Annotated in this window: 15 protein-coding genes and 1 pseudogene; 8 read left to right on the forward strand and 8 right to left on the reverse strand. The window is 70.8% G+C overall.

Annotated elements, in window-relative coordinates:
• Positions 1-204 precede the first annotated feature (204 nt).
• Positions 205-801: a histidine phosphatase family protein gene (locus tag ACFVWD_RS28255; protein ID WP_389600056.1), complete on the forward strand. Its 597-nt coding sequence runs from the start codon at positions 205-207 to the stop codon at positions 799-801.
• Between the two features lie 20 nt (positions 802-821).
• On the opposite strand, the gene ACFVWD_RS28260 is transcribed toward ACFVWD_RS28255, so the two are convergent.
• A complete protein-coding gene (locus ACFVWD_RS28260) occupies positions 822-2,270 on the reverse strand; it encodes a hypothetical protein (RefSeq protein ID WP_389600058.1) in 1,449 nt (482 codons plus the stop codon).
• Positions 2,271-2,555: 285 nt separating this feature from the next.
• Here ACFVWD_RS28260 and ACFVWD_RS28265 point away from each other — a divergent pair, with 285 nt between their 5' ends.
• Entirely contained in the window at positions 2,556-3,002 is a 447-nt protein-coding gene (locus ACFVWD_RS28265) for a hypothetical protein (protein WP_389600059.1), read from the forward strand.
• A 74-nt stretch (positions 3,003-3,076) separates the two neighbouring features.
• Positions 3,077-3,994 carry a spermidine synthase gene (locus tag ACFVWD_RS28270; protein WP_389600061.1) on the forward strand — a complete coding sequence of 306 codons (918 nt, stop codon included), beginning with the start codon at positions 3,077-3,079 and terminating at the stop codon, positions 3,992-3,994.
• A gap of 81 nt (positions 3,995-4,075) precedes the next feature.
• Here ACFVWD_RS28270 and ACFVWD_RS28275 read toward each other — a convergent pair whose 3' ends face one another.
• Positions 4,076-4,603, reverse strand: coding sequence for a hypothetical protein (locus tag ACFVWD_RS28275; protein WP_389600128.1), 528 nt, complete (start codon positions 4,601-4,603; stop codon positions 4,076-4,078).
• Positions 4,604-4,722: 119 nt separating this feature from the next.
• Here ACFVWD_RS28275 and ACFVWD_RS28280 point away from each other — a divergent pair, with 119 nt between their 5' ends.
• From ACFVWD_RS28280 to ACFVWD_RS28290, 3 genes are all read left to right on the forward strand, one after another.
• A complete protein-coding gene (locus ACFVWD_RS28280) occupies positions 4,723-5,424 on the forward strand; it encodes a response regulator transcription factor (protein ID WP_168508839.1) in 702 nt (233 codons plus the stop codon).
• Complete coding sequence (locus ACFVWD_RS28285) at positions 5,421-6,797, forward strand: sensor histidine kinase (RefSeq protein WP_389600062.1); 1,377 nt, start codon at positions 5,421-5,423, stop codon at positions 6,795-6,797. The genes ACFVWD_RS28280 and ACFVWD_RS28285 overlap by 4 nt, the downstream gene beginning before the upstream one ends.
• Positions 6,798-7,003: 206 nt before the next feature.
• On the forward strand, positions 7,004-8,479 hold the full coding sequence (locus ACFVWD_RS28290) for a cellulose binding domain-containing protein (RefSeq protein ID WP_389600064.1): 1,476 nt from the start codon (positions 7,004-7,006) through the stop codon (positions 8,477-8,479).
• 17 nt (positions 8,480-8,496) lie between these two features.
• On the opposite strand, the pseudogene ACFVWD_RS28295 reads toward ACFVWD_RS28290, so the two are convergent.
• From ACFVWD_RS28295 to ACFVWD_RS28315, 5 genes and pseudogenes are all read right to left on the reverse strand, one after another.
• Positions 8,497-8,658: pseudogene (locus tag ACFVWD_RS28295) on the reverse strand (hypothetical protein); the annotation flags it as partial.
• A gap of 63 nt (positions 8,659-8,721) precedes the next feature.
• Positions 8,722-10,158 carry a GH1 family beta-glucosidase gene (locus ACFVWD_RS28300; RefSeq protein ID WP_389600066.1) on the reverse strand — a complete coding sequence of 479 codons (1,437 nt, stop codon included), beginning with the start codon at positions 10,156-10,158 and terminating at the stop codon, positions 8,722-8,724.
• Between the two features lie 133 nt (positions 10,159-10,291).
• Entirely contained in the window at positions 10,292-11,200 is a 909-nt protein-coding gene (locus ACFVWD_RS28305) for a carbohydrate ABC transporter permease (RefSeq protein ID WP_067380947.1), read from the reverse strand.
• Between the two features lie 12 nt (positions 11,201-11,212).
• On the reverse strand, positions 11,213-12,223 hold the full coding sequence (locus tag ACFVWD_RS28310; RefSeq protein ID WP_389600130.1) for a carbohydrate ABC transporter permease: 1,011 nt from the start codon (positions 12,221-12,223) through the stop codon (positions 11,213-11,215).
• A gap of 5 nt (positions 12,224-12,228) precedes the next feature.
• Entirely contained in the window at positions 12,229-13,560 is a 1,332-nt protein-coding gene (locus tag ACFVWD_RS28315) for an ABC transporter substrate-binding protein (RefSeq protein WP_389600068.1), read from the reverse strand.
• A gap of 432 nt (positions 13,561-13,992) precedes the next feature.
• On the opposite strand from ACFVWD_RS28315, the gene ACFVWD_RS28320 reads away from it, so the two are divergent.
• Both ACFVWD_RS28320 and ACFVWD_RS28325 read left to right on the forward strand, forming a co-directional pair.
• Positions 13,993-15,048 (forward strand): LacI family DNA-binding transcriptional regulator, encoded by a 1,056-nt coding sequence (locus tag ACFVWD_RS28320; protein WP_389600070.1) that lies wholly within the window; start codon positions 13,993-13,995, stop codon positions 15,046-15,048.
• A 36-nt stretch (positions 15,049-15,084) separates the two neighbouring features.
• The gene (locus tag ACFVWD_RS28325) at positions 15,085-15,915 is read left to right on the forward strand and encodes a serine/threonine protein kinase (protein WP_389600072.1); all 831 of its coding nucleotides are present in this window, start codon (positions 15,085-15,087) and stop codon (positions 15,913-15,915) included.
• A 2-nt stretch (positions 15,916-15,917) separates the two neighbouring features.
• Here ACFVWD_RS28325 and ACFVWD_RS28330 read toward each other — a convergent pair whose 3' ends face one another.
• Positions 15,918-16,433: a GNAT family N-acetyltransferase gene (locus tag ACFVWD_RS28330; protein ID WP_389600074.1), complete on the reverse strand. Its 516-nt coding sequence runs from the start codon at positions 16,431-16,433 to the stop codon at positions 15,918-15,920.
• Positions 16,434-16,598 lie beyond the last annotated feature (165 nt).

Below are 16,598 nucleotides of genomic sequence, written 5' to 3' on the forward strand. Positions count from 1 at the left end.
GATTGCGCCCCGGTGACGCGGCCATCCGATTTTACGGTGTATGTGAACGGCTTAAGGAGGCGCCCCCTGGTCGTCAAAGACGCAGAGATCGCCCGCCGGGTTGCCCGACGCGGGGGTGAGACATGATGGGATCACCCATCTCTCAGGTCCGCGTCTCTTCCTCGTCCCGCACGTCCTCCACGCGAACCGGAAAGGCTTCTCTTCATGGCACCGCGCATCCTGCTGGCCCGGCACGGTCAGACGGAGTGGTCACTGTCCGGCAAGCACACCGGCAGGACCGACATCCCGCTCCTGGAAGAGGGCCGGCGCGGTGCCAAGGTGCTGGGGGAGCGACTGCACCGGGCGCCCTTCGACGGGCTCTCGGGGGTCGAGGTGCGCACCAGTCCGCTGGCACGCGCGCGTGAGACGTGCGAACTGGCCGGCTTCGGCGAGCGTGCCACCACCTGGGACACGCTCATGGAGTGGGACTACGGCGCGTACGAGGGCATGACCCCGGCCGAGATCCAGGCGGTCCGCCCGGGCTGGTTCATCTGGCGCGACGGCGTCCCCGAGGGGGAGACCCTGGAGCAGGTCACCGCGCGCGCGGACGAGGTCGTCGCCTGGTCCCGCGCGGAGGACCGGGATGTGCTGGTCTTCGCGCACGGGCACATCCTGCGCTCGATCGGCGCCCGCTGGCTCGGCCTCCCGCTCGACTTCGCGGCCCGTATCCGCCTCAACCCGACCTCGCTGTCGGTGCTCGGCTGGGCCTACGGAGAGCCCGCGATCGAGGCGTGGAACGACTGCGGGCACCTGACCGCGTAGGCGCCGGCCGACGGCCGGGATCACGGGATGCGCGGCAGACTCGCGTGGCGCTCGAGGAACGCCGACACACCCGACGCCCGGCGGTGCGGCAGCAGTACGCGCGCGGTGCCCGCCAACATGGTCTGGATACGCGACGACTGGACCTCGCCCAGCAGGTCGAGGACGCGCAGACCCGCGACGGCGGCCTCGTCGGGGCGGCCGCCGCGCGCGAGGTCGTCGGCGAGCTCGGCCGTGTAGAGGGCGATGTTGCGGGTGAAGTGCGGGTCCTGGAGGTGCGCGGCGCGCCGGGCGTGCCGGGCCGCGCGGGTCCAGTCGCCCAGAGTCGACCAGCACTGCGCCTCCAGACCCTCCAGTTCGGCCTCTCCGTAGAAGGTCATCCACTCGGGATCGGTCTCCGAGGGGCCGCGTTCGAAGAGCGTCTGCGCGCGGACGAGCGCCTGCTCGCACCCCGTGCGGTCGGCGAGTCCGGCCCAGCCGCCCGCCTCGCGCAGCGCGAGCAGCGAGAGCAGTCGCGGGGAGCCGAGCGGGCGCGCCGCGCGCTGTGCCGCCTGCGCCGCGCGCACCGCCTCGCGGGGGCGCCCGGCGTCGCGTGCCAGGAACGCCGTGTTGCAGAAGGCGTGCGCCTCGAGGGCCGGGTCGCCGGACATCCTGGCGGTCGCCAGCGCCTCGGCGTAGTGCGAGCGCGCGTCCTCGAAGCGCCCGGAGTCGTGTGCCAACCAGCCCACCGAGATCGCCAGTTCGCCCGCCCCCGCGTAAAGCCGGTCGGCGGTGGTCTGCCGGGTGGTGCCCGCGTCGAGCAGCTCGTAGGCGGTCCGCAGCGGTGCGGCGGCCCGCCGGTAGAGGCCGTCGGCCCCGTGCCGGTCGTCGAGCAGCCGGATCCGGCGGACGGCCTCTTCGAGGGCGCCCGCCTCGGAGGTTCCCACCCGGTGGACACGGCGGTCCGCGGCTGCGGCCGGAGCGCCGAAGGCGACTCCGAAGGGGCCCAGTGAGGCCGCCGCCACGGTGGCGGTGCCTCCAGTCATGAATGCGCGACGTTGCACGTCGCTCTCCTCGTGGTTCTCGTGCGTGTCATACGGGTCCTGCGTGTCATACGTCTCGTGCGTCTCCTCCGTCTCACCGGTGGCGTACGTCGGGCTCGTGGTGTGGGGAGGGGGCGCTTCGTCCGTGCCGCGCGCCCCTCGGCCGCGTACGGACGAGCGGGGCGAGAAGCCCAGGTCGGTCAGCGTGCGGCCGGGGAACATGTGCAGGAACACCCGTTCGTAGGCGTAGTTGGGGCAGCGGATCTCGCCTGCCTCGACCCGCCCGATGTAGCGCGCGTCACAGCTGACCCGCTCCCCGATCTCGCGCGCGGCCCTCCGTACCGCCGCGGCGAACTCGCCCGGCGAGCGCTGTGCGCGCAGTCGCCGGAAGGCGAGATTCGGCCGTGGTGGCCGGGGGGACTGGGACGAGGTCACCGCTGACGACGCCATGGCCGGGCCCTCTCTTGCGAACCGTCGAACCATGCCGGACTCAAGGAGAGTTGTCCGTGTTGCGGCGTGTGTCGCCTTGTCCCGGCGGAGCAAGAACGTACCTGCTGTGACGGCGCCGCCACGCTGGGTTTGGCTACAAAACGGATATCTCATCCACGATCTGCCATGAACTGCCATCCTTTGCGGCTGAGTTATGCCGTAGCCGTTGACGTTCTGACGCGTTGAACCCGGTGGACCGGGAGCGCACCCGAACTCCCGACCCACTCGTGCAGGAGGAGGGGTTCCGTGTTGGAGGCCGGGATGGAAAGCACCGAGTTTCGTACGCGGCTGTCGACCGCCGAGCACAGGCCGTCCCCCGAGTGCGACGCCGCACCGGAGCCGGTCGCCGACTGCGACCTCGTGACGGTTCCGGCGCGCCAGGGGCTGGAGGCGGTCGACATCCTCCGCCGCGGCGCCTGCGACTCCGTCGGGCCCGTCCTGCTCGACGACGGCTGCGACACCCTCGGCTTCCTGGTGCCGCCCGGCACCGCGGACGCCTGGGACGTGCCGGGCAGCACCTGCACCCAGACCAACGGCCGCGGCCTCAGCCTGGTGGCACCCGAGCCCCCGGTCGAGGGCTCGGACTGGCTGCTGCCGCCCGGCACCGCGGACCTCGCGACCGACCCGGCCGTGCTGCGGGCGGCACTGGGCGAGGCGGCCCGGCTGATCGAGGCCGCGGACAACTGCCGCTGACACCGGAAACACCGGGCGGCGCCCTCACGGGTTGCCGCTGCGCCGACCTCCCTGTACGCCCTGATAATGGCAGGATGGGAAGGTCGAGGAACAAGCGGTCCGACGACGCGCGGGGCGCGGTGCGTGACGCGTCGCGCGGTTCGCGCCGTGGGCAGGCGTCCGCCGACGCCGTCGTCGAGACGGTCGAGGGCGGCCTCGCCGAACTGATACCCGACCGGGACCGCCCGCGCGCCTGGACCCTCCTCATCGACGGCGCCCCCCAGTCCCACGTCGACCTCGACGACCCCGCCCATCTGAGCTTCGAGTACCAGCGCCGCCTCGGCCATGTCATCGACCTCGTGGCCCCGCCCGGCAAACCCGTGCACGCCGTCCACCTCGGCGGCGGCGCCTTCACCCTCGCCCGCTACACCGCCGCGACCCGCCCCCGCTCCACCCAGCAGGTCGTCGAACGCGACGGGGCCCTCGTCCAACTGGTCCGCCGCGAACTCCCCCTGGACCCGAACGCCCGTATCCGCGTGCGCTCCCTGGACGCCCGCGAAGGCCTCGCCAAGGTCCCCGACGGCTGGGCGGACCTGGTGATAGCGGACGTGTTCAGCGGCGCCCGCACCCCCGCGCACCTCACCTCGGTCGAGTTCCTCACCGACGTCCGCAGAACCGTCAAACCCGGTGGCCTGTACGCCGCCAACCTCGCCGACGGCCCCCCGCTGGCCCATCTGCGCGGCCAGATCGCCACCGCCGCGACCGTCTTCCCCGAGCTCGCCCTCATCGCCGACCCCACGGTCCTGCGCGGCAAACGCTTCGGCAACGCCGTCCTCGTGGCCTCCGGCCACCCCCTGCCCCTGGCCGAACTCACCCGTCGCGCCGCCTCGGACCCCCACCCGGCCAGACTCGAACACGGCAAACAGCTCACCGACTTCACCGGAGGAGCGGTGCCGGTACTGGACGCGGCGGCGGTGGCATCCCCGGCCCCGCCGGCTTCCGTGTTCCGGTGAGTGTGACGCGCCCCAAAGGGGCGCGGGGAACGGCGCGCCCAGCCACAACAAACCCGCACCCGACCCGCAAAGCCTGCGCAGCTAATACGTGCCGATCTCCACCCGCGGCGGCCCGTCGTGCCACGTACAGAACACCGACACCCGATCCGCCCCCGAAGCGAACTCCACCCGAATCCACGACTCCGTCTTCCACACCTGCATCGACCACCCCGAACCGGGCGTGGCCGAGACGAGCGTCGCGGAGGTGGTACCGAGATCGAAGACGGCCCGCCCCCCGTCGGTGTCGTAACTCTTGACCTGCCCGGCGGGTCCGGAGGCGCTCGGACTCGGGTCGGCGGAGGGCGATTTCGAGGGGGCCGGCGTCGCGGTCGGCCGCGGACTCGTCGTCGGTTTCGAGGCGGATGGACTCGGGCTCGCCGGGGGCCGACCCGTCGACGAGGCAAGCGGCTTGGACCCCTGTGTCGTCGCCCTGCCCACCGTGATGGGCAGCGCGCGCGGCGGATCGTAGGCCGTCCCCGTCATGACCGTGTGGACGCCCCACCACGACAGCGTGACCGCCGCGCCCGTGGCGAGCGACCAAGCCAGTACGTGTACGAATCCTCTGAGCATCGCGGGCCATACTGCCTCACGCGCCCCATGGGTGTCTCCCATGTCTCCTGACAGAACGGCGGCCCGAGTTATCCACAGGCACCGGACCGGCATCGCACAGATGGCGTACGGTGCGGCGCATGGCAAGTGTGCTCGTGGTCGAGGACGACCAGTTCGTACGCAGCGCTCTCATCCGGCATCTGACCGAAGCCGCGCACACGGTGCGCAGTGTCGGCACCGCCCTTGAGGCGCTGCGCGAGGTTGCCCATTTCTCCTTCGATGTCGTCATCCTGGACCTCGGACTGCCTGATCTGGACGGGGCCGAGGCGCTGAAGATGCTGCGCGGCATCACCGACGTCCCGGTGATCATCGCAACCGCGCGGGACGACGAGACGGAGATCGTCCGCCTGTTGAACGACGGGGCGGACGACTATCTGACCAAGCCGTTCTCGGTCGAGCACCTGTCCGCGCGGATGGCCGCCGTCCTGCGCCGCTCGCGGGCGACGGGCGATACACCCCCGTCGCCGGTCATCAGGGTCGGCGGCCTGTCCATCGACCCGCTGCGCCGCCAGGCCGAGCTGGACGGCGCCCGACTGGACCTCACCCGGCGCGAGTTCGACCTGCTCGCGTTTCTCGCCGGGCGGCCCGGTGTCGTCGTCGCGCGCAAGGAGCTGCTCGCCGAGGTGTGGCAGCAGTCGTACGGGGACGACCAGACCATCGACGTCCATCTGTCGTGGCTGCGCCGGAAACTGGGCGAGACGGCGGCGCGGCCGCGCTATCTGCACACTCTCCGCGGGGTCGGCGTGAAGCTGGAACCCCCGGGCTTGGAGCCGCCGCGATGAGGTGGGCACTGGTCAAGGTGTGCGTGGCGGTGACCACGATGGTCGTGGTGGCCTTCGCGGTCCCACTGGGGCTCGTCATCAAGGAGATGGCCAGGGACCGCGCCTTCTCGAACGCCGAGCGGCAGGCCGCGGCCATCGCGCCCGCGCTGTCCATCACCACCGACCGGGACCAGTTGGAGCGGGTCGTCGCCTCCGCCGGCTCGGACGACGGGATGGCCGTGCACATACCGGCGGGCGACGGCGCCAAGGCGGTCGACATCGGACGGCAGCGCGCCGCCGCCAAGGACATCGCGACCACACGCAACATCGGCCGGGCCTCCACCGCGGAGGTTCCCGGCGGTTCCATCCTGCTCCAGCCCACCGCGCTGAGCTCCGGCGAGATCGCGGTCGTCGAGGTGTACGTCCCCGAGTCCGAGGTCAGCAACGGGGTCGGCACCGCCTGGGCGGTGCTCGCCGCGGTCGGGGTCGCGCTCATCATCGGCTCGGTCGCGGTCGCCGACCGGCTGGGGGTACGGATGGTGCAGCCGGCGCAGCGACTGGTCGAGGGCGCGCATGAGCTGGGTGAGGGGAAGCTCGGCGCAAGGGTGCCCGAGGAGGGGCCGAACGAACTGCGGCTGGCGGCGGTGGCGTTCAACTCGATGGCGGATCAGGTCGTACAACTCCTGGCGAACGAGAGGGAGTTGGCCGCTGACCTCTCGCACCGCCTGCGGACCCCGCTGACCGTGCTGCGCCTCAACACGGCCTCGCTCGGTGACGGGCCGGCCGCAGAGCAGACGCGGGCGGCGGTGGCGCAGTTGGAGCGGGAGGTCGACACGATCATCCGGACGGCCCGGGAGGCCAAGCCGCAGACGGCGGCGATAGGCATCGGTGCCGGGTGCGACGCGTCCGAGGTCGTCCGCGAGCGGATGGACTTCTGGTCGGCGCTCGCCGAGGACGAGGGGCGCAAGGTGCGGGTCGCGGGAGTGGACCATCCCGTACGGATACCCGTCGCCCGGGCCGACCTCGTCGCCGCCCTCGACGCGCTCCTCGGGAACGTGTTCCGGCACACCCCGGAGGGCACGGCCTTCGCGGTCGACGTGCACAAAAGCGAGGACGCGGTGATCGTGCTGGTGTCGGACGCGGGCCCGGGCATCATGGACCCGGAGGCCGCGATGGCACGGGGGAAGGGTTCCGGGAGCGACGGTTCGACCGGCCTCGGCCTGGACATCGTGCGCCGGCTCGCGGAGTCGACGGGCGGGGACGTGCGGATCGGTTCGTCGGTGCTGGGCGGCACCGAGGTGCGCATATGGATCCAGCTGGACGGGCGGGCTCCGGTGCGGCGCGGGCACAGGGGGTCCGTGCGGCGTCGTAGGCGAGGCGTGGGCGTGAGCTGACGCGGATCGGCGCGATTCGGGCGTGGGCCCGGCGTGGGCGGTGCGTGCGGCCAAATTGGTCTCTACCTTTAACCGTCCCCGATGCCTTCCTTAAGCGCACCATAAGATCGCCGACGTGCGTCCCGATCAGGCGGTTTGCCCGATTCCGGATCGCTAGCGTGCTGCCGCACCCCACCCCCCGTGAACCGCGAAGGCAGGCACACGCGATGAGCACTACGCACCGGCGCAAGGTCAGTGGCAGGAACAAGGCGATAGGCGGGATCGTCGCCGCGGCCGTGGTCGGCGGTGGCGCCTTCCTGTTCTCCGGGACCGCGCTGGCGGCCGGCGTCGGTGCCGCGTACACCAAGACCAGTGACTGGTCGACGGGTTACACCGCGCAGTACGTCATCACCAACGACACCGGCCAGGCGAAGGGGGACTGGACGCTGGAGTTCGACCTGCCGTCGGGCACCGGGCTCAGCTCGCTGTGGAACGGAACTTCGACGGTGAGCGGGCAGCACGTCACCGTCAAGCCGCCGTCCTGGGACAAGGACGGGCTGGCGGCCGGCGAGTCGGTCACCGTCGGCTTCGTCGTGAACGGCACGGCGGACCCGAAGGGCTGTGTCATCGACGGCGCCAAGTGCTCGGTGGACGACGGCGCGACGCCGGAGCCGAGCGGCCGCCCGACCCAGTCGCCGACCCCGACCCCGACACCCACCGCCACTCGGCCCCCCACGTCGACCCCGACCCCCACGTCCACCCCCACACCCACTCCTTCCGCCTCGCAGACCACCGGCAGTGGCACGACGACCGGCGCGGGCTTCGCGCCGTACGTCGACACCTCCCTCTACCCGGCCTTCGACCTGGTCGGCAGCGCCACGGCCACCGGCGTGAAGGACTACAACCTGGCCTTCATCACCGACGGCGGCGGCTGTACGCCGAAGTGGGGCGGGGTGACCGACCTCGCCAGTGACGGCGTGGCGTCGCAGATCGGCGCGCTGCGGGCGAAGGGCGGCGACGTCCGGGTGTCCTTCGGCGGCGCCTCGGGCTCGGAGCTGGCGACGACCTGCTCGTCGGCGGACGCGCTGGCGGCGGTGTACGGGAAGGCCGTGGACGCGTACAACCTGACCAAGGTCGACTTCGACGTCGAGGGCGGCGCGCTGCCGAACGCGACCGCGAACACGAACCGGGCGAAGGCGATCGCGAAGCTCCAGCAGCAACACCCGAACCTGGACGTGTCCTTCACTCTCCCGGTCATGCCCGAGGGCCTGACCCAGGACGGCGTGAACCTGCTCTCCAGCGCCAAGTCCAACGGTGTGAAGATCTCCGCGGTCAACATCATGGCGATGGACTACGGCCCCTCGTACAACGGCGACATGGGCACCTACGCCGAGCAGGCCGCCACCGCCACCCAGGCCCAGGTGAAGAGCGTCCTCGGGCTGTCGGACAGCGCGGCGTGGAAGGCCGTCGCCGTCACCCCGATGATCGGCGTCAACGACGTCGCCTCCGAGATCTTCAAGGTCGACGACGCGGCCCAACTGGTCGACTTCGCCAAGTCGAAGGGCCTCGGCTGGCTCTCCATGTGGTCCGCCGCCCGCGACAAGCAGTGCCCGGGCGGTGCGAAGAACTCCGCCGACGCGACCTGCAGCTCGATCGCGCAGGACGCGGGCGCGTTCTCGAAGGCGTTCGGCACGTACAAGTAGCCGACCCCGCCAGGGGGTCACCCATCGCGGCGGAACAGGGCCGTCCAGAGCGCCCAGGCGATGGCCGTAGGGGAGAGGCCGACCGCGTCCAGCTGAAAGCCCGCGGCGACCAGATGAAGCGCGTTGCGCCCCGGCGCGCATCCCAGACCGAGGGCGCGGCACACCCCCAAGTGCCGCGCCCCCTCCCCCGCTTCCCCCGGACAGAAGGACTCTGTGGCCTGCTCGCCTCAGGGCCGAGTGACCTACTCGGCGCCGGCCGGCGTCGTCGGCGGCAGGGAACCCGTCCGGGCCACCTGCCCGTACCAGTGCGCGCTGGACTTGGGCGTACGGGCCAGGGTCGCGTAGTCGACGTACACCGCTCCGAACCGCTTGTCGTAGCCGTACGCCCACTCGAAGTTGTCCATCAGGGACCAGAGGTAGTAGCCCCGCACGTCCGCGCCGTCGGCGATCGCACCGCGCACTGCCGCCAGATGACCGTGCAGATACGCGATGCGCTCGGGGTCGTGGACGCGGCCCTCCGGGTCCGGCTTGTCGTCGTAGGCCGCGCCGTTCTCCGTGATGTACAGCGGCAGACCCGGGGCCTCCCGCGAGTAGCGCATGATCAGGTCGTGCAGGCCGGTCGGGTCGATCGTCCAGCCCATCTCCGTACGCTCGCCCGGGGTTTGGTGGAACGCGACATCGCCCGCACCCGGCCAAGGCGAATAGGCGCTCGCCCCGTGCCCGTCCGCGCGCGGGCCGTCCGCCGACTTCTGCGCCGCCGACACCAGCGCCGGGGTGTAGTAGTTCAGACCGAGCGCGTCGAGCGGCTGCTTGATCACCGCGAGGTCGCCGTCCAGGACGTACGACCAGTCCGTGATCGAGGAGGTCTCCGCGAACAGGCCCTCCGGGTAGGCGCCGTGCAGCATCGGGCCGTGGAAGACGCCGTTGGCCAGGTTGTCGATGCGCCGGACGGCCGCCAGGTCCGCCGGGGACGGGGAAAGGGGCCTGACCACCGACGAGTTCAGGCTGACCGCGACCGTGTTGCGGGCCGGCATCACGGACCTCAGGGCGGTGGTGCCCAGGCCGTGCGCCAGGTTCAGGTGGTGGGCGGCCTTGAGCGATGCCGCCGCGTCCGTACGGCCCGGCGCGTGCACACCCGAGCCGTAGCCCAGGAACGCGCTGCACCACGGCTCGTTCAGGGTGATCCACTGCTCCACACGGTCGCCCAGCGCCTCGCCCACGATCTGCGCGTACTCGGCGAAACGAAACGCCGTGTCGCGCTCCGGCCAGCCGCCCGTGTCCTCCAGATCCTGCGGGAGGTCCCAGTGGTAGAGGGTGATGGCCGGCTTGATGCCGTGCGAGAGCAGTTCGTCGACGAGGTTGCGGTAGAAGTCCAGGCCGCGCTGGACAGCGGGGCCGCGGCCCGTCGGCTGCACCCGGGACCAGGAGACCGAGAAGCGGTACGCGGACAGGCCCAGCTCAGCCATCAGGGCCACGTCGTCGCGGTAGCGGTGGTAGTGGTCGACAGCGATGTCACCGGTCTCACCACCGGCCGTCTTGCCGGGCGTGTGGCTGAAGGTGTCCCAGATGGAGGGCGTACGGCCGTCCTCCCGTACCGCCCCCTCGATCTGGTAGGCGGAGGTCGCCGCGCCCCAGAGGAAGGCGGGGGGAAAGGTCACGGGCGATGCGGACTCAGGCATGGAAGCGCTCCCATAGGAGGTCGTGGAGACCGACAGTAAGAAGAAAGGGGGGAGGGGCGAGGGGGAGGGAAGAGGGGGAGGAGGGGCCGGGGCGGCGATGGCCCGGCTCCCCTTGTCCCACCGGCGAACGAGGTCAGCCCTTGACGGCGCCCTGCATGATGCCGCCGACGATCTGCTTGCCGAACAGGGCGAAGACGAAGAGCAGCGGCAGCGTGCCGAGCAGCGCGCCCGCCATGATCAGGGACTGGTCGGGAGTGAAACCGCGGCCGAGGCCCGCGACCGCGACCTGCACGGTCGGGTTGCCGGTCTGGGTGAGCACCAGGAACGGCCACAGGAAGTCGTTCCACGTCTGCACGAACACCAGCATGCCGAGCACCGCCATGGCGGGCCGGGCGGCCGGGAACACCACATGCCAGATCACCCGCCAGCTGCTCGCGCCGTCGACACGGGCCGCCTCGATCAGCTCGTCCGGCAGCGCCTGGATCAGGTACTGCCGCATGAAGAACACCCCGAACGCGCTCACCAGCGACGGGAAGATCACCGCCTGGAGCTGGTCCGTCCAGTCGAGCTTGGCGACCATCATGTAGAGCGGGATCACGCTGAGCTGCGGCGGCACCATCATCGTGCCGACGACGATCAGCATCAGGGCGCCGCGGCCCTTGAAGCGCAGCTTGGCGAAGGCGAACCCGGCGAGCGTCGACAGGAAGACCACGGTCACCGCGGAAACACCCGCCACGAACGTGGTGTTGACGAACGCCTCGCCCAGGTTGGCCTCCGTCCAGGCGACGTCGAGATTGTGGAAGAGGTTCGAGCCGAACCAGAACGGCGGCGGGGACTGCGCCAGCCGGTTGGTGTCGCGGGAGGCGGCGATCGCGGTCCACACCAGCGGGCCCAGCGAGCCGATCGTGAACAGCGCGAGGATGACGTACGCGAGGGGTCCCGCATGCATCTGCCCGCCCGCGCGCGCCGACTTGGGGCGCCGCAGACGCTTCGGCGGTTCGGGTACCGCGTCCGCCGGGGGTTTCGTCAGGGTCGTCGTCACGGCCGGTTCTCCTTAACTACTGGCGCGCAGCCGGCGCGAGATGACGTAATTGACTATCCCGATCACGATGAGGATCAGGAACATCGTCCAGGCGATCGCGGAGGCGCGGCCCAGGTGCTGGTTCACCCAGCCCTGCTCGTAGAGGTACAGACCGAGTGTCTGGAACTGGTGCTCGGCGCCGCCGGACGCGCCCTTGTTGGCGTCGAACAGCAGCGGTTCGCCGAAGACCTGGCTCGCTCCGATGGTGGAGACGACGACGGTGAACAGGATCGTCGGCCGCAGCGACGGCAGGGTCACGTGGAAGAACTGCTGCCAGCGGTTGGCCCCGTCCAGGGCCGCCGACTCGTACAGGTCCTGCGGGATCGCCTGCATCGCCGCCAGGTAGATCAGCGCGTTGTAGCCGGTCCAGCGCCAGATGACGATCGTCGAGACGGCGATCTGCGAGGGCCACTTGTCGTTCTGCCAGTCGATCTTGTCGAAACCGATGGCGTGCAGCGCCCAGTTGATCATGCCGTAGTCGCGGCCGAACAGCAGCACGAACACGAGCGAGGCGGAGGCGATCGACGTCGCGTACGGCGCCAGCATCATGACCCGGTAGAAGATCGAGCCGCGCAGCTTGTAGTTGAGGATGTGGGCGAGGCCCATCGCCATCAGCAGCTGCGGGACGGTCGAGATGATCCCGATGGTCAGGGTGTTCTTCGCCGCGTTCCAGAAGAAGTCGTCGTCGAAGATGCGGGTGTAGTTGCGCAGGCCCGCCCACTGCATGTCGGTGGGCGCCGTCAGCTCCACCGTGTGCAGCGACGCCCAGCCCGTGTAGATCAGCGGGAACAGGCCGAACGCGAGGAACAGCAGGAAGAACGGTGAGACGAACGCGTACGGGCTCCACCGTATGTCCCGCTGCCAGCGGCGGGACAGCCGGTTGCGGCGCCGCTGTTCCTTCTCGTCGGGTACCGCGGCGGGCGGACGGCCCGGGGCCGCGCCCCCCTCGGCGGGGGGCGCGGCGGTGTCGTGCCGGGTGGCCATACCGGTCACTTCTCCAGGTTGTTGTCGATGGTCTTGGTGGCCGTCTTCCAGGCCTCCGCGGCCGACTTGCCCTTCGTGACGAGGATGACGCCGTTGTCGGTCAGACCCTGCTGGATGATCTGGTCCTTCGGGCCGATCACCTGGGTCGGGATCGCCTTGGCGGCCTCGGCGAAGACCGTGCCGATCGGTGTGTCACCGGTCATCGTGTTCTTCGCGCCGGTCACCTGGGGCAGGCTGTAGGCACCGGGTGCGCTCGGGAAGCTGCCCTGCACGTTGAACAGCTTGGCCTGCTGGGCGGGCGCGGTCAGCCAGGTGACCAGCTTCTCGGCCTCCGTGACGTGCTTGCCGCTCTTGGGCACGGTCAGGAAGGTGCCACCCCAGTTGCCGGACTTGGGCGCGGCGGCCACGTCCCACTTGCCCGCGGCGTCCGGCTTCGACTTGCCCTTGAGGTAGCCGAGCATCCACGGCGGGCAGGCCACCGCGGCGAACTTGCTGTTGGCGATCGTCGTGTCCCAGGCCGGCTGGAACTGCGTCTGCGCGCCGACGAGTCCCTCCGAGGCGGCCTTCGCGGTCAGGTCGAAGGCGGACTTGATGGCCGGGTTCGTCTTGTAGATGACCTTGCCGGAGGAGTCGTAGAACTTCTCCTGTTCACTGCTGATGACCGCGTTGAGCAGACCACCGGGGGAGTCCATGAAGGTGGTGCCGCTGGGCGCCTTCTTCTTGTACGTCTCACCGGCGGCGACGAGCTTGTTCCAGTCGCCCGCCCACAGCTGCCCGACCTTGTCACGGTCGGTGGGCAGGCCGGCCTGCTGGAAGAGGTCCTTGCGGTAGCAGATCGCCATCGGACCGATGTCGGTGCCCAGTCCGATCGTCTGGCCGTCCTGGGTCGTGGCCTGCTGCCACTTCCAGTCCAGCCAGTTGCTCTTGCTCACGCCCGAGACCTTGGACAGGTCCACGAGCTTGCTCGCCTGGGTCCCCACGACCTCGGCGATGTTGCCGACCTCGACGGCCTGGACGTCCTGCAGGCCGCTGTTGGTGGTGAGGTGGTTGACGAGCGCCGGGTAGTAGTTCTCGTTGCGCTCGACGACATTCTCGGCGATCTTGATGTTCGGGTTGAGCTTCTCGTACTCGGCGTAGAGGCCGGCCTCCTTGAACCCCTGAGTGCCGAAGAGACCCAGGGTGATCGTGGTCTTGCCCTTGCCTCCGCCCGTGTCGCTGCTGCTCCCACCGCTGCTTCCACCACTGTCGTTGGCACAGCCGGCCAGCAGCCCTGTGGTCAGCGCGGCGACGGCCGCGAGGGCCCCCAGACTGCGGGACCGACGGGTGATCGTGCGCATTGCGTCCTCCTGTTGCCTGACGTGCCGACCCCCCGGCCAACTGCACTGTTGGGCCCGTTGATTCTTGCTGCGGCTCGGGCGGGGAACGTGCGGGATGTGTATGTGTCAGGTACCGTGGGAGCGCTCCCACAGGTGATGTGTTGAAGAGTCGTCGGTTCGCGCGGGGGTGTCAAGGGAGCCGACGCGGAGAGATGCGTTCAGTTATCGGCCTGTTAACTAACTCCGGGGAGCGGGAGGGAAGGGGTGCGGTGGACGGTTGAAGTGGCTCGTGCCAGTGGGGTATTGGCCCCGGCGGGACGGTCGATCGACGGCTCCTGGCCGAGATCGGCACGGAACCTCGTTCACGTACGGGTTGCCGAGGTCCCGGTGGTGAACGGGGCTGTTAGATTCCAGGCCAGTCGCGGAGCGCGCGACGTCGACGGGAGGCGGACCATGGCAAGCCACGGAGCGCGGGGCCGGGGAGGAGGCCGGCCGACCTTGGAAGAGGTCGCCGCACGCGCGGGCGTGGGCCGCGGCACGGTGTCCCGGGTGATCAACGGCTCCCCGAGGGTCAGCGACGCGACCCGCGCGGCCGTCGAGGCGGCGGTCGCCGAACTCGGCTACGTCCCGAACACGGCGGCACGCGCCCTCGCCGCCAACCGCACGGACGCGATCGCCCTCGTCGTCCCCGAGCCGGAGACCCGCTTCTTCGCGGAACCGTACTTCTCGGACATGCTGCGCGGCGTCGGCGCGGAGCTCTCCGACACCGAGATGCAGCTGCTGCTGATCTTCGCGGGCAGCGACCGGGAACGGCAGCGCCTCGCCCAGTACCTGGCCGCGCACCGCGTCGACGGCGTACTCCTCGTCTCCGTCCACGCCGACGACCCGCTTCCCGATCTCCTCTCCCAGCTGGAGATCCCGGCCGTGATCAGCGGTCGCCGCTCGGCGGACGAGACACTGCCGTCCGTGGACTCCGACAACTACGGCGGAGGCCGCATGGCCGTCGAGCACCTGATCGCCCGGGGACGCCAGAGGGTCGTCCATCTGGCGGGGCGTCTCGACGTCTTCGGCGCCCAGCGCCGCGTCGACGGCTACCGCGAGGGTCTGCGCGCGGCCGGACGCGAGGTGGACGACCGGCTGATCATCCCGGGCGACTTCACCGAGGAGGGCGGCCGGCGCGCGATGACCGAGCTGCTGGCCCGCTGCCCGGATCTGGACGCCGTGTTCGCGGGCTCGGACGTGATGGCGGCGGGCGCCCGCCAGGTCCTGCGCGAGGTGGGCCGCCGCATACCTGACGACGTGGCCCTCGTCGGTTACGACGACTCCGCCATCGCCCGCCACATGGACCCGCCCCTGACGAGCGTGCGCCAGCCGATCGAGGAGATGGGCCGCGCCATGATCGACCTGCTGCTCGGGGAGATCGCCGACCGCCGGCCCGCGGTCTCGCGCGGTCTGGAGAAGCGGCAGGTCGTGCTGCCGTCCGAACTGGTGGTGCGGGCCTCGTCCTAACGCGCGGAAAGGCTTCGATAGGGCAATCTGATCGGTATGGTCCTCCATCCGTTGCTCGGAGTCGATGAAGTGCCCGCCATGGAGCCCTACCTGGGCAGGGTGGGGGAGGTGTTCCAAGCGTTCCCGGAGCAGGACTCTGGGTGCGTGTCGTACGGCGTCCGTCTGCTCGACGGGGCGCGCTGGTTCGTCAAGGAGGCGGTGACCGACCGCGGCCGGCACTCGCTCGAACGGGCCTGGGCCTTCCACCGGGCCGTACGGCACCGGGCGATCGTCCCGCAGGTCCACCGCATCGCCGTGCGGCGCGGCGGCGCGGCGGTGGTGATGCCCTGGCGGGAGGGCGAGGTGCTGTATCCGGCCATGGTGGGCGGACCGCGCGACCGTACGGGCCCCGGCAGCCCCATGGCCCGCTTCCGCGCCCTGCCGATCTCCTGCGTCCTCGCCGCCTTCGAACGTGTCCTCGACGCCCATCTCGCGGTGGAGGTCGCCGGGCATGTGGCGGTCGACTTCTACGACGGCGCGCTGCTGTACGACTTCGGGGGCGACGTCGTCCACCTGGTCGACCTCGACGAGTACCGGCCGGGCCCGTTCGTGGTCGAGGAGGAACGCCTGCCGGGTTCACGCCGGTTCATGGCCCCCGAGGAGTTCGTGTGCGGGGCCGTGATCGACACCCGTACGACCGTCTTCACCCTGGGCCGCACCGCCCGGCTCCTGCTGGACGCGGGCGACGAGGAACGCGCCTGGCGGGGCACCCCGGCCCAGCAGGCGGTGATCGTCCGGGCGACCCGGTCCGACCCCGAGGAACGCTTCGAGGACGTCCACCGGTTCGCCGACGCGTGGCGGGCCGCCAATCACCCGCACGGGGGCTGAGGTCACCGCCGTAGCGGCAGCTCCCACCGGACTTCGCCGTCCTGGTACCGGTCGGTCGGGCCCAGCCCGGCGGCCGCGGCGACGGCCGCGGAGGCGCGGTGGTCGGGGTGGACGTGCGCGACGACCGTACGGACGCCGGGCTCCTCGCCCAACCGGCCGACCAGCCCCCGCGCCGCCTCCCCGGCGAACCCCCGCCCCTGCCAGGGCGTGCCCACCACCCAGGCGATCTCCGCGACCTCCCCGGTGACCGTCGCCTGGACCGTACCGACGAGACATCCCTCCTCGCGCGGCCGCAGGACCCAGTTGCACCAGAGGACGGCCGGGTCGGGGGAGCCCGCGGCGAGGCGTTCATAGCGTGAACGCAAGGCCTCGGGAGTGGCGGGTGCGCCGCCGATGAACGTGTGCAGCGCCGGGTCGGACAGCACCTCGGCCATTTCCCCGGCGTGCTCGACACGGAGGGGCAGGAGATCGAGGCGGGCGGTGCGCAGGGCGTGGGTGGGCAGGTGGGGTGGGGGCATGGGGTGAGCCTAGAGGGCGCGCCGGACACGCACGGACTCGGCCGTACGGCCGAGCGGCTCGCCGTACGACTGAGGCCCGGTCCGCTTGTGCGGACCGGGCCTCAGTCGATCAGGGTGAGTGACGGGACTTGAACCAGTTTCGTATCGCTGTCGAGACCTGCGTCT

The sequence above is a fragment of the Streptomyces sp. NPDC058086 genome, from assembly GCF_042885015.1.
Taxonomy (GTDB): Bacteria; Actinomycetota; Actinomycetes; order Streptomycetales; family Streptomycetaceae; genus Streptomyces.